The sequence below is a fragment of the Brevundimonas sp. EU05-FHT14B07 genome (genome assembly GCF_058790795.1).
The window spans coordinates 225,978-247,987 of sequence record NZ_JBYTCZ010000003.1 but is presented as its reverse complement, the minus strand read 5'-3'; the positions used below and the strand labels follow the sequence as shown (position 1 = coordinate 247,987).

Annotated in this window: 26 protein-coding genes and 4 tRNA genes; 21 read left to right on the top strand and 9 right to left on the bottom strand. The window is 64.1% G+C overall.

The window, feature by feature from the left end; genetic code table 11:
- The first annotated feature begins 121 nt into the window (after positions 1-121).
- From plsX to AC3WRC_RS09090, 5 genes are all read left to right on the top strand, one after another.
- Positions 122-1,165, top strand: coding sequence for a phosphate acyltransferase PlsX (gene plsX, locus AC3WRC_RS09110; RefSeq protein ID WP_492303793.1), 1,044 nt, complete (start codon positions 122-124; stop codon positions 1,163-1,165).
- Positions 1,162-2,139 carry a beta-ketoacyl-ACP synthase III gene (locus tag AC3WRC_RS09105; RefSeq protein ID WP_492303626.1) on the top strand — a complete coding sequence of 326 codons (978 nt, stop codon included), beginning with the start codon at positions 1,162-1,164 and terminating at the stop codon, positions 2,137-2,139. The genes plsX and AC3WRC_RS09105 overlap by 4 nt, the downstream gene beginning before the upstream one ends.
- Positions 2,140-2,216: 77 nt before the next feature.
- Positions 2,217-2,525 carry an integration host factor subunit alpha gene (locus tag AC3WRC_RS09100; protein ID WP_026108237.1) on the top strand — a complete coding sequence of 103 codons (309 nt, stop codon included), beginning with the start codon at positions 2,217-2,219 and terminating at the stop codon, positions 2,523-2,525.
- Positions 2,526-2,530: 5 nt separating this feature from the next.
- Positions 2,531-2,938 (top strand): MerR family transcriptional regulator, encoded by a 408-nt coding sequence (locus tag AC3WRC_RS09095; RefSeq protein WP_205680970.1) that lies wholly within the window; start codon positions 2,531-2,533, stop codon positions 2,936-2,938.
- Positions 2,939-2,997: 59 nt separating this feature from the next.
- Positions 2,998-3,074 (top strand) — tRNA-Pro (locus AC3WRC_RS09090).
- Positions 3,075-3,152: 78 nt separating this feature from the next.
- On the opposite strand, the gene AC3WRC_RS09085 is transcribed toward AC3WRC_RS09090, so the two are convergent.
- Both AC3WRC_RS09085 and AC3WRC_RS09080 read right to left on the bottom strand, forming a co-directional pair.
- A complete protein-coding gene (locus AC3WRC_RS09085) occupies positions 3,153-3,347 on the bottom strand; it encodes a DUF2842 domain-containing protein (protein ID WP_017503901.1) in 195 nt (64 codons plus the stop codon).
- Positions 3,347-3,598: a hypothetical protein gene (locus tag AC3WRC_RS09080; protein WP_017503900.1), complete on the bottom strand. Its 252-nt coding sequence runs from the start codon at positions 3,596-3,598 to the stop codon at positions 3,347-3,349. Before AC3WRC_RS09080 ends, AC3WRC_RS09085 begins: the two co-directional genes overlap by 1 nt.
- A 134-nt stretch (positions 3,599-3,732) precedes the next feature.
- On the opposite strand from AC3WRC_RS09080, the gene AC3WRC_RS09075 reads away from it, so the two are divergent.
- The gene (locus AC3WRC_RS09075) at positions 3,733-4,833 is read left to right on the top strand and encodes a COX15/CtaA family protein (RefSeq protein ID WP_055753602.1); all 1,101 of its coding nucleotides are present in this window, start codon (positions 3,733-3,735) and stop codon (positions 4,831-4,833) included.
- Here the strand turns inward: AC3WRC_RS09075 and AC3WRC_RS09070 are convergent.
- Positions 4,802-6,187 (bottom strand): alkaline phosphatase PhoX, encoded by a 1,386-nt coding sequence (locus AC3WRC_RS09070; RefSeq protein ID WP_492303625.1) that lies wholly within the window; start codon positions 6,185-6,187, stop codon positions 4,802-4,804. The two genes, AC3WRC_RS09075 and AC3WRC_RS09070, sit on opposite strands and share 32 nt — an antisense overlap.
- Positions 6,188-6,448: 261 nt before the next feature.
- On the opposite strand from AC3WRC_RS09070, the gene rplM reads away from it, so the two are divergent.
- The 4 genes from rplM to msrB all read left to right on the top strand — a co-directional run bounded on the left by rplM (position 6,449) and on the right by msrB (position 9,017).
- Positions 6,449-6,925 (top strand): 50S ribosomal protein L13, encoded by a 477-nt coding sequence (gene rplM / locus AC3WRC_RS09065; RefSeq protein WP_017503897.1) that lies wholly within the window; start codon positions 6,449-6,451, stop codon positions 6,923-6,925.
- A gap of 2 nt (positions 6,926-6,927) precedes the next feature.
- Positions 6,928-7,422, top strand: coding sequence for a 30S ribosomal protein S9 (rpsI, locus tag AC3WRC_RS09060; RefSeq protein WP_017503896.1), 495 nt, complete (start codon positions 6,928-6,930; stop codon positions 7,420-7,422).
- A gap of 101 nt (positions 7,423-7,523) precedes the next feature.
- Positions 7,524-8,474 carry an N-acetyl-gamma-glutamyl-phosphate reductase gene (gene argC, locus AC3WRC_RS09055; RefSeq protein WP_492303624.1) on the top strand — a complete coding sequence of 317 codons (951 nt, stop codon included), beginning with the start codon at positions 7,524-7,526 and terminating at the stop codon, positions 8,472-8,474.
- 39 nt (positions 8,475-8,513) lie between these two features.
- A complete protein-coding gene (gene msrB, locus AC3WRC_RS09050; protein ID WP_492303623.1) occupies positions 8,514-9,017 on the top strand; it encodes a peptide-methionine (R)-S-oxide reductase MsrB in 504 nt (167 codons plus the stop codon).
- Here msrB and AC3WRC_RS09045 read toward each other — a convergent pair.
- A complete protein-coding gene (locus AC3WRC_RS09045; RefSeq protein ID WP_091746865.1) occupies positions 9,014-9,391 on the bottom strand; it encodes a hypothetical protein in 378 nt (125 codons plus the stop codon). The two genes, msrB and AC3WRC_RS09045, sit on opposite strands and share 4 nt — an antisense overlap.
- A complete protein-coding gene (gene phaC, locus AC3WRC_RS09040) occupies positions 9,388-11,337 on the bottom strand; it encodes a class I poly(R)-hydroxyalkanoic acid synthase (RefSeq protein ID WP_492303622.1) in 1,950 nt (649 codons plus the stop codon). Before phaC ends, AC3WRC_RS09045 begins: the two co-directional genes overlap by 4 nt.
- Positions 11,338-11,445: 108 nt before the next feature.
- Here phaC and AC3WRC_RS09035 point away from each other — a divergent pair, with 108 nt between their 5' ends.
- The 9 genes from AC3WRC_RS09035 to trhO all read left to right on the top strand — a co-directional run bounded on the left by AC3WRC_RS09035 (position 11,446) and on the right by trhO (position 16,722).
- Positions 11,446-11,871, top strand: a complete 426-nt coding sequence (locus tag AC3WRC_RS09035; RefSeq protein WP_492303621.1) for a hypothetical protein — start codon at positions 11,446-11,448, stop codon at positions 11,869-11,871.
- 39 nt (positions 11,872-11,910) lie between these two features.
- The gene (gene recJ, locus AC3WRC_RS09030; protein WP_492303620.1) at positions 11,911-13,722 is read left to right on the top strand and encodes a single-stranded-DNA-specific exonuclease RecJ; all 1,812 of its coding nucleotides are present in this window, start codon (positions 11,911-11,913) and stop codon (positions 13,720-13,722) included.
- Positions 13,723-13,800: 78 nt separating this feature from the next.
- Positions 13,801-13,875: transfer RNA gene (locus AC3WRC_RS09025), tRNA-Glu, on the top strand.
- 221 nt (positions 13,876-14,096) lie between these two features.
- Complete coding sequence (locus tag AC3WRC_RS09020; RefSeq protein WP_492303619.1) at positions 14,097-14,636, top strand: cold-shock protein; 540 nt, start codon at positions 14,097-14,099, stop codon at positions 14,634-14,636.
- Between the two features lie 21 nt (positions 14,637-14,657).
- On the top strand, positions 14,658-15,137 hold the full coding sequence (locus tag AC3WRC_RS09015; RefSeq protein WP_052689615.1) for a DUF192 domain-containing protein: 480 nt from the start codon (positions 14,658-14,660) through the stop codon (positions 15,135-15,137).
- Positions 15,138-15,182: 45 nt separating this feature from the next.
- A tRNA-Pro gene (locus AC3WRC_RS09010) sits at positions 15,183-15,259 on the top strand.
- A gap of 77 nt (positions 15,260-15,336) precedes the next feature.
- A complete protein-coding gene (locus tag AC3WRC_RS09005) occupies positions 15,337-15,642 on the top strand; it encodes an ETC complex I subunit (RefSeq protein WP_039245189.1) in 306 nt (101 codons plus the stop codon).
- 19 nt (positions 15,643-15,661) lie between these two features.
- Positions 15,662-15,738: transfer RNA gene (locus AC3WRC_RS09000), tRNA-Arg, on the top strand.
- A 27-nt stretch (positions 15,739-15,765) separates the two neighbouring features.
- A complete protein-coding gene (trhO, locus tag AC3WRC_RS08995; RefSeq protein WP_492303618.1) occupies positions 15,766-16,722 on the top strand; it encodes an oxygen-dependent tRNA uridine(34) hydroxylase TrhO in 957 nt (318 codons plus the stop codon).
- A 7-nt stretch (positions 16,723-16,729) separates the two neighbouring features.
- On the opposite strand, the gene AC3WRC_RS08990 is transcribed toward trhO, so the two are convergent.
- Genes AC3WRC_RS08990 through AC3WRC_RS08980 form a run of 3 tightly spaced genes read right to left on the bottom strand, consistent with a single transcriptional unit; the run spans position 16,730 to position 18,833 of the window.
- Positions 16,730-17,482, bottom strand: a complete 753-nt coding sequence (locus AC3WRC_RS08990) for a DUF1295 domain-containing protein (protein WP_492303617.1) — start codon at positions 17,480-17,482, stop codon at positions 16,730-16,732.
- A gap of 50 nt (positions 17,483-17,532) precedes the next feature.
- Positions 17,533-18,171: a cadmium/peroxide/UV radiation responsive anti-sigma factor ChrR gene (chrR, locus tag AC3WRC_RS08985; protein ID WP_055753591.1), complete on the bottom strand. Its 639-nt coding sequence runs from the start codon at positions 18,169-18,171 to the stop codon at positions 17,533-17,535.
- On the bottom strand, positions 18,168-18,833 hold the full coding sequence (locus tag AC3WRC_RS08980) for a sigma-70 family RNA polymerase sigma factor (RefSeq protein WP_492303616.1): 666 nt from the start codon (positions 18,831-18,833) through the stop codon (positions 18,168-18,170). Before AC3WRC_RS08980 ends, chrR begins: the two co-directional genes overlap by 4 nt.
- A 79-nt stretch (positions 18,834-18,912) precedes the next feature.
- On the opposite strand from AC3WRC_RS08980, the gene AC3WRC_RS08975 reads away from it, so the two are divergent.
- Both AC3WRC_RS08975 and AC3WRC_RS08970 read left to right on the top strand, forming a co-directional pair.
- Positions 18,913-20,250 carry an NAD(P)/FAD-dependent oxidoreductase gene (locus tag AC3WRC_RS08975; protein ID WP_492303792.1) on the top strand — a complete coding sequence of 446 codons (1,338 nt, stop codon included), beginning with the start codon at positions 18,913-18,915 and terminating at the stop codon, positions 20,248-20,250.
- Positions 20,247-21,047, top strand: coding sequence for a DUF1365 domain-containing protein (locus AC3WRC_RS08970; protein WP_492303615.1), 801 nt, complete (start codon positions 20,247-20,249; stop codon positions 21,045-21,047). The genes AC3WRC_RS08975 and AC3WRC_RS08970 overlap by 4 nt, the downstream gene beginning before the upstream one ends.
- A 69-nt stretch (positions 21,048-21,116) precedes the next feature.
- Here the strand turns inward: AC3WRC_RS08970 and AC3WRC_RS08965 are convergent, their stop codons facing one another.
- Positions 21,117-21,950, bottom strand: a complete 834-nt coding sequence (locus tag AC3WRC_RS08965; protein WP_492303614.1) for an NAD(P)H-hydrate dehydratase — start codon at positions 21,948-21,950, stop codon at positions 21,117-21,119.
- Positions 21,951-22,010: the final 60 nt, after the last annotated feature.

The following is a 22,010-nucleotide window of genomic DNA, read 5'->3' as shown; positions in this document are numbered from 1 at the left end:
GTGGTTGCATCCCCCGGCGTCGGCGCTATCGTCCAGCGCATCCTGCCAAGCGTCGCGCGACAAGACGACGCGGCCACAAGAGGTCCATTTGCCAGCCCCAGTTACGATCTCGCTTGACGCCATGGGCGGCGATCACGGGCCCTCCGTCGTCGTTCCCGGCATCCGCAGCTATATCCGCACCCATGACGGCGAGGGGGTTCGCTTCCTGCTGCATGGCGACGAGGCCAAGATCGCGCCGGAACTGGCGCGTTGCGGGCTGGCGGCGGACGTCTGCGAGATACGCCACACCGACAAGGTCGTGGCCATGGACGAAAAGCCGGCCCAGGCCATGCGCCGCGGCAAGGGCTCCAGCCTGTGGAACGCCATCGAGGCGGTGAAGACGGGTCAGGCCGGCGGCGTTGTCTCGGCCGGCAATACCGGCGCCCTGATGGCGATCTCGAAATTGATTCTGCGGATGTCTGCGCCCGGGCTTGAACGTCCGGCCATCGTCGCCAGCTGGCCCACCTTCAAGGGCCACACGGCGGTTCTGGACGTCGGCGCCAACATCGGCAGCGATGCGGAGCAGCTGATCGAGTTCGCCATCATGGGCGAAGCGTTCCAGTCCGCAGTGCGCGGCATCGCCCGCCCGACCATCGGCCTCCTAAACGTCGGGTCCGAGGACATGAAGGGCAACGAACAGGTCAAGGAGGCTCACGCCATCCTGCGCGACGGGCCGTTCGACCTGAACTATCACGGCTTCGTCGAGGGCGACGACATCGCCAAGGGCACGGTGGACGTGGTGGTGACAGACGGCTTCACCGGGAACATCGCGCTTAAGACCGCCGAAGGCACAGCGCGCTATATTTCGGCCCTGCTGAAAGAGGCCCTGACCTCGAACTTGCAATCCAAGCTGGGCGCCGTCATCGCCATGCCGGCGTTGAAGAAAATGCGCCAGAAGATCGACCCCAGCGCCATCAACGGCGGCCCCCTGTTAGGCCTGAACGGTATTGTGGTGAAGAGCCATGGCGGCGCGGACGCCAAGGGATTCGGTAACGCCATCCGCATCGCTGTCAATCTGGCCCGCAGCGACTATATGAGCAAGGTGGGGGACAACCTGGGCAAGCTGGATGCGGTGTTCGATCATGCCGCCAAGCCCGCCGCAGCCGTGGGAGAATCCCTGCAGTGACCGTCACCCGCAGCGCCGTGACAGGCGTCGGCTCTTACCTGCCGGACGAGATCGTCACCAACGCCGACCTGGCTAAGTTCATCGACACCTCCGACGAATGGATCCAGGAGCGCACCGGGATCAAGCAGCGTCACAAGGCGCGTGATGACCAGCCGACCAGCGATCTGGCGGTCGAGGCCGCCAAGAAGGCGCTTGCCGACGCGGGCAAGGCGGCGTCCGACGTCGACCTGATTATCGTGGCCACCACCACGCCGGACATGACCTTCCCGGCGGTCGCGTCGATCGTCCAGGCCAAGCTGGGCGCGGGCGTCGGCATCGCTTTCGACGTGCAGGCCGTCTGCTCCGGTTTCGTCTATGCGCTGAGCGTCGCTGACGGCTTCGTGGCGCGCGGTCTGTCGAAATGCGCTCTGGTGATCGGGGCCGAGGAGATGACGCGGCTGATGGACTGGACCGACCGGACCACCTGCGTCCTGTTCGGGGACGGGGCCGGCGCCGTGGTGCTGGAACCGTGCGAAGGGCAGGGGACATCGGACGACCAGGGTATGCTGGGCTTCGCCTTGCGCGCTGACGGATCCAAGACCGATCTGCTCTACGTCGATGGCGGCCCGGCGACGACGGGGACCGTTGGCCATCTGCGCATGGCCGGAAACCAGGTCTTCCGTCATGCCGTCGTGAACATCGCAGAAGGCATCACCGCCGCCTGCGCCGCCGCCAACATCGAGATCGCGGATGTCGACTGGTTCGTGCCGCACCAGGCTAACCAGCGAATCATCAAGGGCGTCGGCGACCGGCTGGGTCTGGATGAGAACAAGGTGATCTCCACCGTCGCCACCCACGCCAACACCTCGGCCGCCTCGATCCCGCTGGCGCTGGATGCTGCGATCCAGGATGGGCGGATCAAGAAGGGCGATATGGTGCTGCTTGAAGCCATGGGCGGCGGCCTGACCTGGGGCGCCTGCGCGCTTCGGCTCTAATCGACATCGAGGCATTGATTTTTCGGGGGCTTTGCGCCCCTATGGATGCGAGCGGATCGCATGACAGCGGGGATATGATGGCAGGCCAACAGACCGTGACGCGCGCCGACTTGTGCGAAGCCGTGCATGAAGAGGTCGGCCTGTCGCGTCAGGAATGCTCCAGCCTGGTCGAGCGCACCCTGGAACTGATCGTCGAATCGCTGGAACGCGGCGAGACGGTGAAGTTGTCCGGCTTCGGCGTCTTCCAGGTCCGTGAGAAGCGCGCGCGTATGGGCCGCAATCCCAAGACGGGCGAACCGGCGGCGATCAATCCGCGCCGGGTCATCAGCTTCCGCGCTTCGCAAATCATGAAAAGCCGGGTTCACGACGCCGTCGTCGAGGCCTGATCGCGGTGGCCAAGAGCGCCGACGCCTTCCGAACCATTTCCGAAGCGGCCGAAGAGGTCGGCGCGCCCCAGCATGTCCTGCGGTTCTGGGAAACGAAGTTCGATTTCGTCACACCTGTGAAGCGGGCCGGCGGTCGGCGGTTCTATCGGCCTCAGGACATCGCGGTGCTGAAGGCGGTCAAACGTCTGCTGCACGATGACGGACTGACGATTCGCGGCGTCCAGCGTCTGCACAAGGAACAGGGGCTGAAAAAGCTGATCGGCGCGGAGGCCGCCGCACTGATCGACGACGGCGATGTCACGATCTCTGCGGCGACTTCGGATGTCACGCGGGCCGAAACCTCGAATTTGCATCAGGTTCTGGCCGATCTCGAGCAAGCCAAAGCGCGTCTGGACGCTGTTCTTTCACGGTAGGTGGAAAAGTGGTTTTAGCGTTTGCGGACAGCGGTCCCCCCGTCTATAGGGAGCGCCTTCGGAGCGTGGCGCAGCCTGGTAGCGCACTTGACTGGGGGTCAAGGGGTCGCAGGTTCGAATCCTGTCGCTCCGACCATTCTTGAAAAAGAATGATGATGGTGGGGTCGTCCTTGCGGGCGGCCCCATCGCCGTATCTGGGGGGCAGGTTCGGCGCTCAGCCGCGCTCGGCCCATCGCAGCAACGGGATGAGAGGCAGGCCCCAAGCGGTCCCGCCGATGCCGAAGAACAGGAAGTCGATCCACTGCGACGGCGGCAGCATTCCGCGCAGGGCGATCAGGCCCCAGACCCAGAAAACGAGAAAGAGCAGCACGCCGATCGCGGCGACGAAGCGACGCAGACGGGGCGGCATCAGCGCTTGTTCCGGAACAGGAAGAAGGCGACCAGACAGATGCCAGATCCAACGAGCGCCCACGGCACCCATACCCAGCTGTCCATCGTGCTGACCGCGAAGACCCGCACCGCCAGAAACCATCCGCAGGCCAGGCCGATCCCGGACACCAGGCTTGTGCCGCCGAAGCCGCGCCGGCCCGTCAGAAGGTCCGCGATCCAGGCCAGCAGCAGGCCGCCTGCGACGGCGGCGGCGATATCGGCGTATTGCAACCCTGATCTCCTGCGGCGACAGCGCCGTTAACTCAATCCGACTCGATCTTGTCGCTTGGGGCGGGCATACCGCACCGGTCGCGTCTGGTCTTCGTTCGACGCGACACCATATCCGGGTCAGTGTCAGGCGTCGAATGAACCGTTTCGGAAATCCAGATCGTAACCGCGCCGTCGCCGTATGGCTCTTCGCCACGGCCGCCGTCGTCTTCCTGATGGTCGTGATCGGCGGCATCACGCGGCTGACGGGCTCGGGCCTGTCGATCACGGAATGGAAGCCCATCATGGGCGCCATTCCGCCTCTGAACGACGCGCAGTGGGCCGAGGCCTTCGAGAAATACAAGCAGATCCCGCAGTACGCGCAGGTCAATGCCGGCATGAGCCTGGGCGAGTTTCAGGGCATCTTCTGGTGGGAATGGCTGCACAGGCTGATCGGTCGTCTGGTCGGTATGGTATTCGCCCTGCCGCTGATCATCTTCCTGCTGTGCCGTCTGGCGCCGGCCCGGTCGGTATTTCATCAGTGGGCTATGCCCAACCGCCTGATCTGGCGTTGTGTCCTGCTCCTGGCCTTGGGCGGCCTTCAGGGTCTGATCGGTTGGTGGATGGTGTCCAGCGGCTTGTCGGAGCGGGTTAGCGTCGCGCCGGAGCGTCTGGCGACGCACCTGGGCCTGGCGTTCGTTCTGTTCGCCGCCCTGATCTGGACGGGGCTAGAGGCTTGGAACGGTGAGGATCACGGCCGGCCGCCGTCGGGTTGGGCGAGGGGCGCCGGCCTGCTGCTGGGCGCGGTGTTTCTGCAATGTCTGCTGGGCGCTCTGGTTGCGGGCGGTCATGCGGGACTGGTCTATACCGACTGGCCGCTGATGAACGGCGCCGTTCTGCCGCCTGCGGACTGGAGCCTGGGCGCGGCCGCCTTCCTGCATGATCAGGCGCTGACGCAGTTCAATCACCGACTGGTCGCCTATGCTCTGCTGATCGCCGTCAGCGTCTATGCCTTCCAGGCCTGGCGCTGGCGCGTGGCGGAGGGAATGGGGCTCGGCGCCTTCACGCTTGCGGGTGCGATCTGGTTCCAGGCTCTGCTGGGAATCGTGACCTTGGTGCACGCCGTTCCGGTGTGGCTGGGCGTGCTGCACCAGGCGGGCGCCGCGATCGTGCTGGCGACGGCCACCGTGAACCTTTGGTTGGTGCTGCGGGCTCAGCCGCGCATCTTCATGTCCGGACCGAGGACCATGGGCCTCTGATCGCCAGCGTCATGCCGGGGTACATGATGTTTACGAACAGCACCTCGCCATCCGGCGAGAAGCAGGCGCCGGCGAACTCCGAGTTGCCGGTGAAGACGTTGCGGCCGATCGTATAGACCTTGCCCTCTGGCATGACGCCTTTCAGGTGGTTGCGGACGTCCGAGGAATAGTTGTCCTCGCACAGGATCAGGTGTCCCCAAGGCGCGACGGTGATGTTGTCGGCCATGTTCATCGTCTTCGGGTCCGTGCTTTCCACGAACAACTGCAGCCGGTCTGCCGCGCCGTTCAGACCGGGAACCAGCCGCATGACCTGACCGCGGCGGATGGGTCCGCCCGAAGTTGCGGTGAAATACAGTTCGTCTTCGCCCCACCAAACGCCTTCCCCTCGGGCGACCCAGGCCGCGCCGGCTGCATGACCGCGCTTGGCCAGGTCGCCATTGGGAGATTCGACGTCATCCAGATCGATCCATTCGATCTCCCTCCAGTCGCCGACAGCCCAGGTGCGACCGTCCTGATTGCGGGTGTCGGCCGAGGGTGCGCCTTTCCAGGCCATCGCCTGAAGCCGGCCCCCCTCGATCAGCTTGCCGGGCGAATTGGGAATGAAGCGATAGAAGAGGCCGGCGTTGTCGTCTTCGGTCAGATAGACGACGTCCGTGCGGGGATCGACGCAGACGGCCTCGTGATCGAACCGGCCCATCGACTTGAGAGGCACGGGATCGACCAGGCCAGTCGCGGTCGCCGGCACTTCGAAGACCCACCCGTGGGCCTTGGTCACATCGGCGTCGGCCGGCGTCTCCAGCGTTTCCTCGCAGGTCAGCCAACTGCCCCACGGCGTCGGGCCGCCGCAGCAGTTGGTGGAGGTGCCGGCCAGCGTCAGATGCCGGCCGACCATCTGGCGGGTCGCCAGATCATAGATGATGGTGGAGCAGCCGCCGGGCAGGGGGCGGCCATTCTTGTAGGTGTCGTAGCCCCGGCTGGCGTCCAACAGGTCAAGCCGTTCCTCCCGCAGGCCGCCTGGACCCAGGTTGCGATGCAGGCCGCTGGAGCCCTTCAGCTCGTGATTGACAACCAGGGCCACGCGAGACCCTTCAAGCGGGAAACAGGCCATGCCGTCGGGCTGTCCCGGAGCGAACAGGCCGTCGTCCATCGTGTCGCCGCTCTGGGCCACGACCTGATAGGAAAAGCCTTCGGGCAGATCGAGCAGTCGATTGGGATCGCGCAGCAGCGGGCCGTAGCCATGGACATTGTTGACGTAGGTCTCTTCACCCGCCGTCTGAGCGGCGGCGTGACGCACCAGTCCCGAGAAGGCGGCGGCTGCGCCCGTGGCGATCAGACCGCGACGATGAAGGATCATGAGGGGCTCCCAAGCTGTCGCCGTTGCGATGCCCGCCTATAATCATGGTTTGATGACGTTTTATGTTACGCCGTAACGCTTCTCACGCCAGTTACGCTGGGTATTTTAATACCGTATTTGAAAAACTGTGTTTGAACAATACGTTGTGGCAAATGCGGCGTTGTCGTGCGCGTTGACGCGACCAATCGTCTCCTGTATCAGCGCGCCTTCATTCGGTTCCCTCGGGGGCCGGACCCGATTTTCGTCTCCAGGAAACCCCTCATGCTGAAGAGCACTACGGCTTCGTTGAAGCCGGCCGAGGTCGAGAAGAAGTGGATCCACATCGACGCCGAAGGCGTCGTGGTGGGCCGCCTTGCGACCTTCATCGCCAACCGTCTGCGCGGCAAGCACCGCGGCGACTACACCCCGCACGTCGATTGCGGCGACTATGTCGTCGTCACCAACGTCGACAAGGTGGTGTTCACGGGCAAGAAGAACACCGACAAGATCTACTATCGCCACACCGGTCACCCGGGCGGCGTCAAGTCGACCACGCCTGAGAAGGTTCTGGGCGGCCGCTTCCCCGAGCGCGTGCTTGAAAAGGCCGTCGAGCGCATGCTGCCCAAGGAAAGCCCCTTGGCCCGCAAGCAGATGACGCACCTGCGCCTGTTCGCCGGCGCCGCGCACGACCACGAAGCCCAGCAACCGGAAACGATCGACTTCAAGTCGGCGTCGCCCAAGAACACCCGGAGCGTCTGAGCATGACCGACGTGACCAACACCGAAACCGCAACCGGCTTCGACGCTCTGAAGGGCCTGAGCTCTTCGGTCGAGAACGACGCGCCCGTCTATGTCCAGAAGCTGGACGCACAGGGCCGCGCCTATTCGACCGGCAAGCGCAAGAACGCCATCGCTCGCGTCTGGGTGAAGCCCGGCACCGGCAAGATCACCATCAACGGCAAGGACCAGGAGCAGTATTTCGCTCGTCCCGTGCTGCGCATGATGATCGCTCAGCCGCTGACCGTCTCGGACCGCGCCACGCAGTATGACGTGATCTGCACCGTCGAAGGTTCGGGTCTGTCGGGACAGGCCGGCGCCATCCGCCACGGCCTGTCGCACGCCCTGACGCACTTCGAACCGGAACTGCGCAAGGTCCTGAAGCCGCACGGCTTCCTGACCCGCGACAGCCGCGTCGTCGAGCGCAAGAAGTACGGCCGCGCCAAGGCTCGCCGCAGCTTCCAGTTCTCGAAGCGCTGATCGCGTTTACGCGGTTTGGATTTGGGGCGCTTCGGGGAGACCCGGAGCGCCCTTTTTCTTGCGCCTTTGCTCCTTAAGCGGAGAAGGGACGGGAGAGACAAATGACCCATACCATCTTCATCGACGGCGAGGCCGGCACCACGGGGCTGGAAATCCGCGAGCGGCTGGAAGCGCGCCCGGATCTGACTCTGCTGTTGCTGGGCGACAGACGTCGGGATGCGGATGCACGGCGCGAGGCTCTGAACGGCGCCGATGCGGTTATCCTGTGTCTGCCCGACGATGCCGCGCGGGAAGCCGTGTCCATGATCGCCAACCCGTCGGTCAAGGTGATCGACGCCTCGACCGCCTATCGGGTCGCGCCGGGCTGGGCCTATGGCTTTCCTGAAATGGATGCCGGGCAGCGTGCGCTGATTGCGCGCTCTCAGTTCGTGTCGAACCCCGGCTGTTATCCCACGGGTTTCATCGCTTTGGTGCGGCCGCTGGTGAAGACGGGTCTGGTTCCAGCCAACTATCCGGTCACGGTCAATGCGGTGTCGGGCTATTCCGGCGGCGGCAAGGCCATGATCGCCGAGTTCGAGGCGGCCCGAGAAAACAGTGGGGGCGCTACGACCGCCTATCGCGCATATGGTCTGACGCTTAGGCACAAGCATGTGCCCGAAATGACCAAACACACAGGTCTGAGCCGAGACGTGCTGTTCACGCCGGCGGTCGGCAACTACCGCCAGGGCATGCTGGTCGAGGTTCCGCTGCATCTGGGAGCCCTGCCGGAAACCCCTTCTGTCGAACGGCTGCACGGCGCCCTGGTCGAGGCCTATGACGGCCAGCGTTTCGTCGAGGTCGCCGACCTGGAGGAAACCGAGGCCATGACCGGCATCGAGCCCGAAGGCCTGAACGGCACCAACCGCCTGCGCTTGCATGTCTTCGGCGATCGCAATGGCGAGCAGGCGCGGCTGGTCGCTTTGCTCGACAACCTGGGCAAGGGCGCGTCGGGCGCGGCGGTGCAGAACCTGAACATCATGCTGGGCCTGGATGAGGCGACCGGTCTGATCTGAGGTCTGAAACCATTCCGCGACCGTCGTCGTATCAGGGACATGACCCAGTCCCTGATCCTGCATCGCCGGGGCCTTCTGATGGGCGCCGGCGCGCTCGCCCTGTCCGCCTGTTCGCCTGAAACGTCCGAAGCCGGGGAGGGGCAGTACGCAGCCTCGCCCTATCGTCGGGTGTCCGATGCGGATTGGCGACGACGCTTGGGCGACGCCTCTTGGCGCGTGATGCGGCACGAGGGGACGGAGCGTCCCTATTCCAGCCCGCTCAACGATCAGCACGCACGCGGGACCTTCGTCTGCAAGGGCTGCGATCTGCCGCTCTTCCGATCGCAGTGGAAGTTCGATTCCCACACCGGCTGGCCCAGCTTCTATGACGTCATCCCCGCCAATATCGGCAAGAAGCGTGACCTGGCCATCGGCATTCCACGCACCGAATACCATTGCGCCCGCTGTCTGGGACACCAGGGGCATGTGTTCGACGACGGTCCGCGTCCGACGGGCCTGCGCTACTGCAACAACGGCGTGGCGCTGAAGTTCGTCTCGGCCTAGGCCCGGTGTGCGCGGACGGCTGAATCGACCGTCAGGCCGAAGATGACCGAGGCGATGATCACCAGCAGCCCATAGTCGTGACCGGCGAAGAATACGGGCACGCAGGCCATGGCGATGACGATCAATGGAAACAGTCCGGCCCAGACCGCCGTGCCCGGCGCGCTGACGTGGATCAGCGGCTGAGCGACCGGTCGTTTCATCGCGCGCGCCATCCGTTCGTTGAGCAGGACGAAAGCGGCCGCGCAGATGACGGCCGATATCACATATTTGATCGTGTTGCCCGGTTCTCCGAACAGGCTGGCCGTCATGATCAGCAGGATCAAGGCGACGCCTGTGCTGACGGCGAGCAGGGCGTTGGGTTCGAGACGGTTCAAGACTTCACTTTCACATAGCTGCCCGGCGCTGGCTCGATGGGCCTGAGCGGACCCTTGGCGGGGTCACGAGCGGGGATTTGAGCGCCGGAACGCGCGCCGAGCCAGGCCGACCAATGCTCCCACCAGCTGCCGGTATGTTCGACGGCGTCAGCCTGCCATTCGGCCAAGGTCGCGGGCAGGGCAGGGTTGGTCCAATGCTGATATTTCTTTGCGGCCGGGGCGTTGATGACGCCGGCGATGTGACCTGACCCGGCTAGGGTGAAGGTCACATCCTTGCCGCCGAACAGTTTGGCGGACCGATAGACCGAGTTCATCGGCGCGATGTGATCCTCGCGGCTGGCCTGAAAATAGAGCGGGATCTCGACTTTCGACAGATCCGCCGTCAGGCCGCCGATCTCGAACTGCCCCTTGGCCAGGGCGTTGGCCCCATACATCTGGCGCAGATACTCCAGGTGAAGCGTCTTGGGCATCCGCGTCTGATCTGCGTTCCAGAACAGCAGGTCGAAGGCGGGCGGATCCTTGCCCAGCAAATAGTTGCTGATGAAGAAGGACCAGATCAGGTCGTTGGACCGCAGGGCGTTGAACGTTTCGGCCATAGCCGCGCCCGGCAGGACGCCGCCCGCCGCATCCATCTGACGCTCGATCTCGGCGATCCAGTGTTCGTCGGTGAACAGCAGCAGGTCGCCGGCCTCGGCGAAGTCATGCTGAGCGGCGAAGAAGGTAGCGGCGGCGATGCGCTTGTCGCCCTTGGCCGCCATGTGCGCCAGACCAGCGCCAAGCAGGGTGCCGCCGATGCAATATCCCACGGCGTTCAGCTGCTTCGTGCCCGCCTGCTCCAGCGTCTTCTCGACCGCGCGATAAATGCCCTTTTCCAGATAGTCGTCGAAGCCGAAGCCGGCCTTGTCCTTGTCCGGATTGACCCAGGAACAGACGAAGACCGTGAAGCTCTGAGCCGACAGCCAGCGGATCAGCGAGTTCGCCGGCTGCAGGTCCATGATGTAGAATTTGTTGATCCATGGCGGGAAGATCAGCAGCGGGATTTCGTGCTGGGTGTCGGTCGTAGACGCGTACTGGATCAGTTCGAACAGCTCATCGCGCCACACGACCTGGCCCGGCGCTGTGGCGACGTTCTCGCCGACGACGAACTTGCCGTAGTCAGCCTGGCTGATGCGCAGCGATCCGCCGCCACGCTCCAGATCGGCGGCGAAGTTCTGCATGCCCTTCACCAGCGATTCGCCGCTGGTCTCCGCCAAGGCTTTCAGCGCGACGGGGTTCGAGGCCAAAAAGTTGGACGGCGAGAAGGCGTCGGTCAGCAGGCGGGTGAAGAATTGGGCGCGACGTTTCAGCGTCGGATCGACGTCCTCGACCCCGGCGATCAGGCCGTTCATCCAGTCCGATGTCAGCAGATACGACCGCCGCATCATGTCGAACATGGGGTTCTCAGACCAGGCCGGATCCTTGAACCGCTTGTCGACCGGTGCAGGATCGGGCGCCTCGCCGGCCGCCTGACGCGCCGTCGATGACCAGAGCTGCATATAGCGGCCAAACAGGTCGGCCTGGGCCTGAATCATCTTGTCAGGCTGGGCGGCCAGGCTGGTCATGACTGACGTCATGGCCGGAGCGACGTTGAAGGGATCGGCGGAAAGGGCGGCCGGCCGATCGGCCTGGGTCAGCGCCGCCTCGGCGATCGCGCTCTGGGCCATCATGGCCGCCTTGGCTAGATTCATCGACAGGGTTTCGATCACCTCGGCCTGGTTGGACGTCGCTGCGGTCGGCTCAAGAGTCGGCTCTGCATGGGTTTCAGAGACGGCCTCCCGCGTTTCGGCAGGTTTCGACTTAGGCTGCCGAGGCTGCCGAGGCGGGCGGGGCTTGGCGGACGTCGGACGTCCGGCCTTGCGTGCGGGGCGGTCGGGGGCGTCTGTCGGCGTTCTGGGAGTCTTGGCCATGATCGTCCTGCGCGCTTCCTGCGCCAGAGGGCGGTTCATCCGCCCTTCCGCGCACCGCGATGATGGCATAAGACCATCAAGGAAATGAACGCGTCGCACTCGAAAAAGATGATCCTGATCGCCGCAGTCGCGACCGCGACGCCACTGAGCGGCTGTATTGGGGCATCCGCGTCTAAGACTGAGGCCGTCTCGCCGTTGGCGCCGCGTATCCAGGAACTGGTCGACGCCAATCGGCGCTATCCGCGCTGGGAAGACTTTCCGGCAGCGCCGACCGACCTGCCGCCGGTCACTCAGGTCGCGTCAAATGTGCAGCGTCTCCAAGGCGACAGCGCGACGCTGACCAGCGAGATCGCACGCATCGACTGGACGCTCGGCAACGCCGAGGCGCTCGCCGCCGAAACACGCGCGGCCGTGAACGCCGTTCCGGTGTCGCCTGACGCCGTCCGAACCCAGGCGGATATCGAGGCCTTCGCCCAAAGCCTGCGTGACAGGGCAAAGGCTCCGCCGCGGCTCGACCGCAGCCCGACGCGATGACCGGTCGCGCGGGAGGCAGAATCCCGCGATAATGCGCTGATGGCAGACGACGGCGGCGCAAAGACACTGAACGCATTCCTCGGCGTGTCTCGGTCCCTGTCCGGGCGCGCCTGGCGTCAACGTCCGGCCGATGCCGCCACGACGCGCGCGCACATGCAGACCCTGAACCTGGAAGAACCGCTGGCCCGGGCCTTGGCCTCGCGGGGCGTACGCGCAGACCAGGGCCAAGATTTCCTTAGCCCGACCCTGCGCGCCCTGTTTCCCGATCCCTCAAGCTTCATGGACATGGATGCGGCCGCCGATGCGATCCTGAACGCATTACAGGCCAAGGCGAACATCCATGTCTTCGCGGACTATGACGTGGACGGCGCCTCCAGCGCGGCTTTGCTGGTGCGTTGGTTCCGGGCGATGGGACATACGCTTTCGATCTATGTTCCGGACCGGATGACCGAAGGTTACGGCCCCAGCGCCAGGGCATTCGATACGCTGAAGGCCTCGGGCGCCGATCTGGTCATCACGGTGGATTGCGGGGCTGCAGCGAACGAAGCCCTGGCCCATGCGGCCGCCATCGCCCTGAACGTCGTCGTGATCGATCACCACCTGATGCGCAGCGAGCCGCCGACGGCGTTGGCGGTCGTCAATCCGAACCGGCCGGGCTGCAACTCGGGTCAGGGAAATCTGGCGGCGGCGGGGGTCGTGTTCGTGCTTCTGGCGGCGCTGAACCGGGAGGGGCGTCGGCGGGGCCTGTTCGCCGAGAAGCCCGTGCCGGACATTCGCCAGTGGCTGGATCTGGCGGCGCTGGGCGCCATCTGCGACGTGACCGGCCTGACCGGCTTCAATCGCGCGCTGACCGGCCTTGGGCTGAAGGTCATGAGCGACTGGCGCAATCCGGGTCTGCGCGCGCTGTTGGCGGCGGCCGGCGCCGAACCGGGACCGGCCAAAAGCAATCATGCCGGTTTCATCCTGGGGCCGCGCATCAATGCCGGAGGACGCATCGGTCGCTCCGACCTCGGCGCACGGCTGCTGTCGACGGACGACCCGGCCGAGGCGGAGGCCCTGGCGATCGAACTCGATGCCCTGAATCTATCGCGGCGCGATGTGGAGCGGGCCGTCACCGACGCCGCCGTTCGTCGAGTCGAGGCGACCGGCGCCCATGCCGACGAGAGCGCCGTCGTCGTGGTCGCGGGCGAGGACTGGCATCCGGGCGTCGTCGGGATCGTCGCCGGCCGTTTGCGCGAGCGCTGGCGCAAGCCGGTGATCGTCGTTGGCGTCGATCCCGTCACTGGTCTCGGGAAGGGCTCGGGCCGGTCACAGCCAGGCATGAACTTGGGACGCGCGATCCAGGCGGCCTGGGAGAGCGGGATCCTGCTCGCTGGCGGCGGTCATGCCATGGCGGCAGGCGTGACGATGGACAGTGCGCGCGTGTCCGAGCTGACCGCCTTTCTGAACGAGCGACTCGCTGCCGAAAGAGTCGAGGCTGTCGCCCAGGACGTGCTTGAGATCGACGCGCTGATCGACCCGGCGGCGGCGACGCGCGATCTGTTCGAATCGTTTGAGCGTCTGGCCCCATTCGGCCCGGCCAACCCTGAACCCAGCTTCGCCCTGAGCGGGGTTCAAGCCCGCGAACCCGTCGCCATGAATGGTGGTCACGTGCGGTGCCGTCTGGTCGGTCCGGATGGCGCTTCGGTCAAGGCCATCGCCTGGCGCTGCGCCGATCTGCCGACGGGCCAGGCCTTGCTGTCGGGCCAGGGCGGGCTGAGCGTCGTGGGCCGGCTGAAGGCTGACGACTGGAATGGCCGCAAGGGCGTGCAGTTCGAGATCGAGGATGTCGCCGATCCTCGAATGATCTGACGACGGCTTCAAAAAACTGAAAATCCACGCTTGCACCGCCCCGAGGGCGCGGCTATATCGCCGGCTCTCCCGCGCAGCGGTCCCTTCGTCTATCGGTTAGGACGTCAGGTTTTCAACCTGAAAAGAGGGGTTCGACTCCCCTAGGGACTGCCACGCGGGCAGGACGATGGTTGAGCCTTTTGAGGCTCCCGAGAAACAGCCCCAATCAAGATTGCAGACGAAACAGGCGGTCATTCGCCAGCGTCCACGACGCGCGTGTGCACTCCCCAGAACGCAAGCTTCTGCATAGACGCGCATTTTCCGCTTTTCAAAATTTCGCGGAACGGTGTTAAATATAAAACGAGTCCGTTGGAGGCGCGGGCGGGGGTTTTTAAGTGTCTGACTTTAGAGAGACGGAAACGGCGCAGACCGTTCGCGTCACTGGGCGCGTGAAGTGGTTCGACGCCGTCAAGGGCTATGGGTTTATCGTCCCTGACGATCCGACCCTGACCGAAACGAGAGACATCCTGCTGCATATCAGCAGCCTGCGCGATCTCGGCCGTGACGCGGCCGATGAAGGCGCGACCATTACGTGCGACTGCGTCAAGCGCGCCAAGGGTTGGCAGACGATCGAGATCCATGACCTGGGCGAGGGCGAAGCGACGCCCGCCGTGCGTCGACCTGTGACTTCGCCGCCGCCACGGCCGGTCGCCGAAAGTGACGAACAGTTGGAGACCGCCCTGGTCAAGTGGTTCAATCGCACCAAGGGCTACGGATTCGTCGTGCGTGATCGCGAGCCGGGCGATATCTTCGTCCACATCGAAACCCTGCGTCGCTGCGGCCTGGATGATCTGATTCCTGGCGATGCGGTGCGGGTGCGATTCGCCAACGGACCCAAAGGTCTGGTGGTGGCGGACATCAGAACGGGCGACTGATCCAGCGCCCAGGAGAGGCGTATGATCAAGGCGACGAGACGTTTTGCGATGGCGGGGCTTATTATGCTCGCGCTCGCCGGATGCGCGGCCAAGGCGCCGGTCGGCCCCAATGGCGAGCCGCTGCAGAAACTGGCCGTCGTGACCACGTCGGGCGAGCATCAGTTCTGGGTCGAAATCGCCGATGAAGAGCCCGAACGTCAACGGGGGCTGATGTTTCGTCCGCCGCTCGAGGCCGACCGTGGGATGCTGTTCCAATGGCCGGGCGAAGCGCCGCGCGAGCAAAGCTTCTGGATGCGCAACACGCCGAGTTCGCTGGACATTCTGTACATCGATCCGCAAGGCCGGATCGTCTCCATCGCCTCGCACGCCACGCCGTTCTCCGAGGCGCCGATCCCTTCCAATGGCGCCGCCAACGGCGTGTTGGAACTGCGGGCAGGGCGGGCGGCCGAAATCAACGCCAAGCCTGGCGACAAAGTTTTACATCCTTATTTCAAGCCTTGATTGCGGATCGCGTCGCGAAGTGCCAATAGAGCGCTCCGTTCGGTCCGGGGTGTAGCGCAGCCTGGTAGCGCATCTGGTTTGGGACCAGAGGGTCGGAGGTTCGAATCCTCTCGCCCCGACCAACGGAAGGCCGCTGGATCATATGTCCAGCGCGCGTTATGGCAGGGTCGCAGACCCCGCCGTCACTGAGGATTTCGCCATGTTGGCTCGCATCTACCGCCCGGCCAAAACTGCGATGCAGTCGGGCAAGGCCAAGAGCCGCGACTGGCGGCTGGAATTCGAACCGGCCTCGGCGCGCACCATCGATCCGCTGATGGGCTGGACCAGCTCCACCGACATGAACGGCCAGGTTCGGCTGAGCTTCGAATCGAAGGAAGAGGCGATCGAGTACGCCGAGCGTCACGGCATCGCCTTCCGCTTGCACGAGCCGAACGATCCGCCGGTGATCATCAAGGCCTATGCCGACAATTTCGCCACCAACCGCAAGCAGTCTTGGACGCACTGACGCCTGACGTCTTGCCAGAGCGCCCATAGCTCAACCGGATAGAGCACCCGCCTTCTAAGCGGGATGTTGCAGGTTCGAGTCCTGCTGGGCGCGCCACCTCCGGCGCCTTCGAGGGGCTGATCCATGACCGACCATCAGACCCCGTCCGATCAAGCCGTGCGTGTCGCCGCGCTCTACCGGTTCGCGCCGGTGGCCAACCCCGAAGCCGTATGCAAGACGCTTCAGGCGGTCTGCGACGCTGGGCAGGTGAGGGGAACCCTGCTCGTCGCGCCGGAGGGTCTGAACGGCACCATCGCCGGATCGGAGGCGGCCATCGCAGCGGTGCTTTCCACGATCCACGCCATGCCAGGCTTCGAGACGCTGGAGCTCAAATACGCCTGGACAGACGCCGTGCCTTTCCACCGGATGAAGGTGCGCGTCAAACGCGAGATCGTCACCATGGGACAGCCGGATCTGGACCCTCCCAATCAGGCGGGCGTCTACGTTACGCCCACGGACTGGAACGCGCTGATCGCCGATCCCGAGACCTTGGTGATCGATACGCGCAACGACTACGAAGGCGAGATCGGCGCGTTCGAACGGGCCGTCCAACCCAATACCCGCAGCTTTCGCGATTTTCCCGACTGGTTCCGGAGCGAAGGTCGCGCCCTGATTGAGCAGACCGGCGCCAAGCGCGTGGCCATGTACTGCACCGGCGGCATTCGCTGTGAGAAATCGACGGCCTTCCTGAAGGCTGAGGGTGTGGAGAACGTCCACCATCTGGAGGGCGGCATCCTTCGCTATCTTGAGACGGTGGATGAGGATCAGAGCCTATGGCATGGAGCGTGTTTCGTCTTTGACGAACGCGTCTCGGTCGGGCACGGCCTAAGCCAAGGTCCTCATACCTTGTGCCGGGCATGTCGTCTGCCAGTGGACGAGGCGGGTCGTGCTTCCCCTCACTATGTCGAAGGCGTATGCTGCGAGCGCTGTCACGATGTCCGCGACGAGGTCCAGCGGCAGCGATATGCCGAGCGTCACAGGCAGATGGAAATGGCTCGCGAACGCGGCGAGACGCATCTGGGATCAGTTCAGAAAGACTAGGATCGCCTCATCGCCGGGGCGGGCGAGGGAAGAAAGCGCTGGTGCGGGCGGCATAGGCCTCGAACGCCTTTGGTCTTGATTGTCGCATATGCTCTTCCAGCAAGGGCACGCCGGAGACCTTGGTCAGAAGCCAGTACATATAGGCTGTCCCTGTCAGCGCCAGCCAACCCCAAGGCCATTCACCGCTCAGATTGATGGCGAACACGGGCCAGGCGCACCAACTCACCCACTCGAAGAAATAGTTCGGGTGGCGTGACCAGGCCCACAGACCGACATCGCAGATTCCACCCTTGTTGGCCGGGTTGCGTTTGAAGGCCGCCAGCTGGCGATCGGAAACGGCTTCTCCAACCAGGGCTCCGACAAAGATCAGTGTCGCTACAGCATCTTGGAGCGTCAGGCCCGGCGCCGGGTTGCGTGCCGCCGCCATCACGCTGAGCGCCAAGAAGGCGGCGGCTCCGGCTTGCAACATAAGGAAGCCGAACATCTTGACCTGAAAACCGGCGCCCCAGTCCTTTCGTAGACGCGCGTAGCGAGCGTCTTCTCGCTCCTCGTGGGCGGCGCGAACAGCGATGTGGGACCCTAGCCGCAAGCCCCAAAGGCCGATCAGAAGCGCCGCAAGATACTGGCGCAACGACGGAGCGGCGCCGTCGATGGGGAATAACGCGACGCCGACACCGGCCGCTCCCAGTCCAAGCGACCAGAACGCGTCCGCCCAACCGCCCTGGCCGGTTCGTTTCTGAACCAGCCAAGCCGTAGACATGACGACAACGAGAAAGAGGGCGGCGACACCCCAAATGGTCGCGAGAGCCGTCACAGGCGAACGAAGGGCTGGATCAGCTTGCCGACCCACCCATCCAGCTGAATCTGACCGTCGAGCGCGACGACGCACAGGCACGGCTCGTCCGACACCACACGGGGTTGGTGCAGCACATCCGGGTCCGCCTCTTCGAAATCGCCCACGTTGAAACGCTCGGTTTCGGTCGCGTAAGCGCCGGAGATGACGCAGGTCAGCTCGACGCCGCCATGCGTGTGTTTTGGCGTCTCTCGACCGGATTCGATCTTCAGAAGAATGACACGACAATCACCATCCCGGGGCGCATGGACATCGCGCACGCGCATGCCGGGCCCGACCCAGCGCCATGGGCCCAGCGCATACCGCCGCAGCGGCTCGGGCAGCTCGGGCATGTCGTTCAGGGGCGCGCTGTGATTGGCTTTGCCGGCATCCGTCTCGATCCGCGCCATCGCCAAGGCGAGCGCATCATTCGACAAGGGGGAGGGGGGAGTCTCGTCCAGGAACTCGCCGCCGACCGACTGCAGGTCGCGCACCCAGGCGTCATTGGCCGGCCGCATCGCCAGATGCGCCGCCATCACAACAGCCTCGGGCGGGCTGAGCGTGCCGGCCGCATAGGCCAGCAAACGTTCTTCGGAGGGATTGCGCTGAGGTTTCATCGCGCAGCGTCCTCGGACGGCGCGAGGATCAAACGAAGCTTGGTCATGGCGTTACGAATACGGGATTTGACGGTGCCGAGCGGCAGGCCGAGATGTTTGGCGATCTCTGAATGAGAGTTGTCCATGAAGAAGGCCAGACGCAGAACCTCGACATGGTCGGCGCTGAGCCGCGCCAGAGCGTCGCGCACGCGGTCCGCGTCTTGCGACATCGACAGCAGTTCATCGGGCCGGCGGACGTCGTCCCCCGCCAGCTCGATTTCGGGCGTCGGCAGGGGACGCGCGTCACGGCGCAGCATGTCAAGCCGACGGTTGCGAGCGATGGTGAAAATCCACGTGGCGGCGCGCGCCTTGGACGAATCAAACAGATCGGCCTTGCGCCACACGGTCAGCATGGCGTCCTGCGCGAAGTCTTCGGCCGCTCCGGGCGTCGCGCCCGACTTGATCAGCCAGGCCTTCAGCCGCGGTGCGAAATAGGCGAAGAGTGCAGCGAAGGCGTCACGATCGCGCCTCAGGGCGATCTGTTCGATCAGCCGATCGTGCAGCAGCGGATCAGGCAAGCTGTCGAGCGCCTTCACGCGGTTGGACCGACATGGCGTTGATGCGAAGGATAACGGCTCGGCATGCATGAACACTAATACGCTCAGCGGAAATGTCTGGATCAATCGCGATCCGAACATGACGGCGACCCGTAATCCGTTCATGCCCTAGCGATTGCGCTGCGGCGTATCTTTCGGAGTTTTCATGCCTCTGTCGTCCGCGACGCCCTCTGCCGAACGTCAAAAGATCGCTGTGGTCGGATCTGGCGTCGCCGCGCTGTCTTCGGCTTGGCTTCTGTCGAAACGCCATGACGTGACGCTTTACGAAAAGGGCGACCGCCTGGGCGGGCATTCGAATACGGTGATGGCCAGCGTGCCTTCCGGCGACATTGCGGTCGACACTGGCTTCATCTGCTTCAATGACGCGACCTATCCCAATCTGATCGCCCTGTTCGAGCATTTGGGGATCCCGACACGCGCGACGGATATGTCGTTCGCTGTTTCACTGGATGACGGACAGTTCGAATATGCCGCGCCAGGCTTGTTTGCTCAGCGTCGCAATGCCCTGCGTCCTCGCTTCTGGTCGATGCTGAGCGAAATCCTGCGCTTTTATCGCGACGCGCCAAAGGATTTGGCTGCAATGTCCGATTCCTCGCTGACGCTCGGTGACTATCTAAAGCGGGAAGGCTTCAGCGAGGCGTTCCGCGACGATCACCTGTTGCCTATGGCCGCCGCGATCTGGTCATCGCCGGCGCACACGCTGATGGACTATCCGGCCGAGTCCTTCATCCGTTTCTGCGGTAATCACGGCCTGCTGAAACTGGTGGGGCGGCCGCTGTGGCGCACCGTCGAGGGTGGCAGCCGCGTCTATGTCGAACATCTTGCTCGTGCCATCCAGGACATTCGGCTGGACCACAGCGTCACGTCCGTGCGGCGTAGCGACCATGGCGTCTTCGTTCACGACAGCCAAGGCGGGGTCGAGTGCTACGACCAGGTCGTGATCGGGTCCCATGCGGACCAGGCTCTGGCGATGCTGGCCGAACCAACGGCGCGCGAGAAGGCGCTGCTCGGCGCCTTCCGGTACAGCCGAAATCTGACCGTCCTGCATACCGACGCCGGGCTGATGCCGCATCGCCATCGCGCCTGGGCCAGCTGGAACTATATCGGCGCGGACGACGGCCTCTGCGTCACCTATTGGATGAACCGCTTGCAAGGTCTGCCGGGCAACGACCTTTTCGTGACGCTCAACCCGCCACGTCCGCCGCGGGCCGACACGATTTTACGCAGCGAACTGTACGAGCACCCCGTCTTCGATCCCGCCGCCATAGAGGCTCAAAAGCAGTTGTGGAGCCTGCAAGGGCAGGGGGGCGTCTGGTTCTGCGGGGCCCACTTCGGCGCGGGCTTCCACGAGGATGGCCTGCAATCCGGCCTCGCCGTCGCCGAACAACTCGGCGGCGTGCGTCGCCCTTGGTCCGTCGCGAACGAAAGCGGGCGCATTCATTTGACGACGCCTATGGGCGCGCAGCTGGAACGTGCCGCGTGACACTCAGCTCGGCCCTTTATCGCGGCCGGGTTATGCACCGACGCCTTCGCCCCAAGATCCATAAGCTGAACTATCGCGTCTTCTGGCTCCTGCTCGACCTGTCGGAAATCGATGATGTGGACGCGCGCCTGCGCCTGTTTTCGCGCAATCGATTCAATCTGTTGTCCTTTCATGACAAGGATTACGGAGACGGTTCTGGCGCGCTGCGTCCTCAGGTGGATGCGTGGATGGCTCAAGCCGGCATCGACTTAAAGGGCGGAACTGTCCGCCTGTTAACCATGCCACGCGTCCTCGGATACGTTTTCAACCCGATCAGCATCTACTATTGCCATTGGCCCGACGGACGGTTGGCCGCCATGGTGTACGAGGTGACCAGCACCTTCGGCATCCGCCACGCCTATGTCATTCCGATCCCGATCGAAGATCAGGCCGCAGGCGTCATTCGTCAGGGCGCGGCCAAGGCGCTCTATGTGTCGCCATTTATGGGCATGGAGATGGATTACCAGTTCCGTGGTCATACGCCGGGCGATCGCCTCGACATGACGATCGATGGGCTAGATGCTGAAGGCGTGCTGATCACGGCCGCTATGGCGGCCAAGCGGGAACGGTTGGAGGATCGCAACATCGCGGCTGCGGCTGCAGCGATCCCGCTGATGACGTTCAAGGTGGTCGCGGCGATCCATTGGGAGGCGCTGAAGCTGTGGGTCAAAGGCGTCGGTCTGACACGGCAGCCCAAACCGGCGGGCACGCCAGTGACCATTCAACGCCAAGCTCAAGACAGCCGTTTGCAGCCCTGAACAGCGCGATCACGTTATCGCCTAAGATATATTATATGAAATATAGTGATTAGCCGGCGGTGGGACGCGCTAGGTGGCGGAAGCCATCCACTGCTCGAACAACGACTTCGGCAGGACATCGTACAGATCATCCGATGTCAGCCCCGGGCCAAAACGCTCTGCAGCATCGGAATGAAGCCAAACAGCGGCGCAAGCGGCATCGAAGCTGTCCATGCGCTGGGCGGCCAATCCGCCGATCATGCCGGCCAGGACGTCGCCGGTTCCGGCCGTCGCCAGCCACGGCGAGCCGTTTTCATTTCGGCGGATGCGACCATCAGGCGATGCGATCAGCGTCTGGGCGCCCTTCAAGACGATCGTGGCTTGTGCCTCTCGCGCCGCGTCCTGAACGGCCGTTTCACGACCTTGGGCGAGCAGGCCTGGGAAAAGTCGCTCAAACTCACCTTCATGCGGCGTCAGGATATCGTCACGATCCAACACCGCGAGTAGTTCCGCAGTCCGACCTTTGAAGACCGACAGACCATCCGCGTCGATCACCAAAACGGCGCCGGTCGAGCCAAGCGCCTGAATGTTTGCGATCGTCGCGTCGTCCAGCCCTGCGGCAGGTCCGATCACGATGGCGTCACTGCCGGTGGCTTCCCGACTTAAGTTTTCGGGTGAAGAAAAAGGCTTCAACATCACCGCTTGCACAGCCGGCGCGATCACCGACGCCGCATCTGGCGGACAGAGGATTCGCACGACTCCAGCGCCCATCCTGAGACCCGCATGAGCTGCAAGTCGCGCAGCGCCGGTGTGATGCGCCTTTCCTGAAACGACCGCCAAGCGTCCGCGCGTATGCTTGTGCGTTTCTGCGCTCGGCCAAGGCAGAAAATTGCGCCAGATCGCCGGGTCGTTGGTTTCTATCATCCGCGTTCCGATTATCCTTCGCCAGCCTGCGAAAATCGCTTGCTTTGAGCGGCCCTGCTG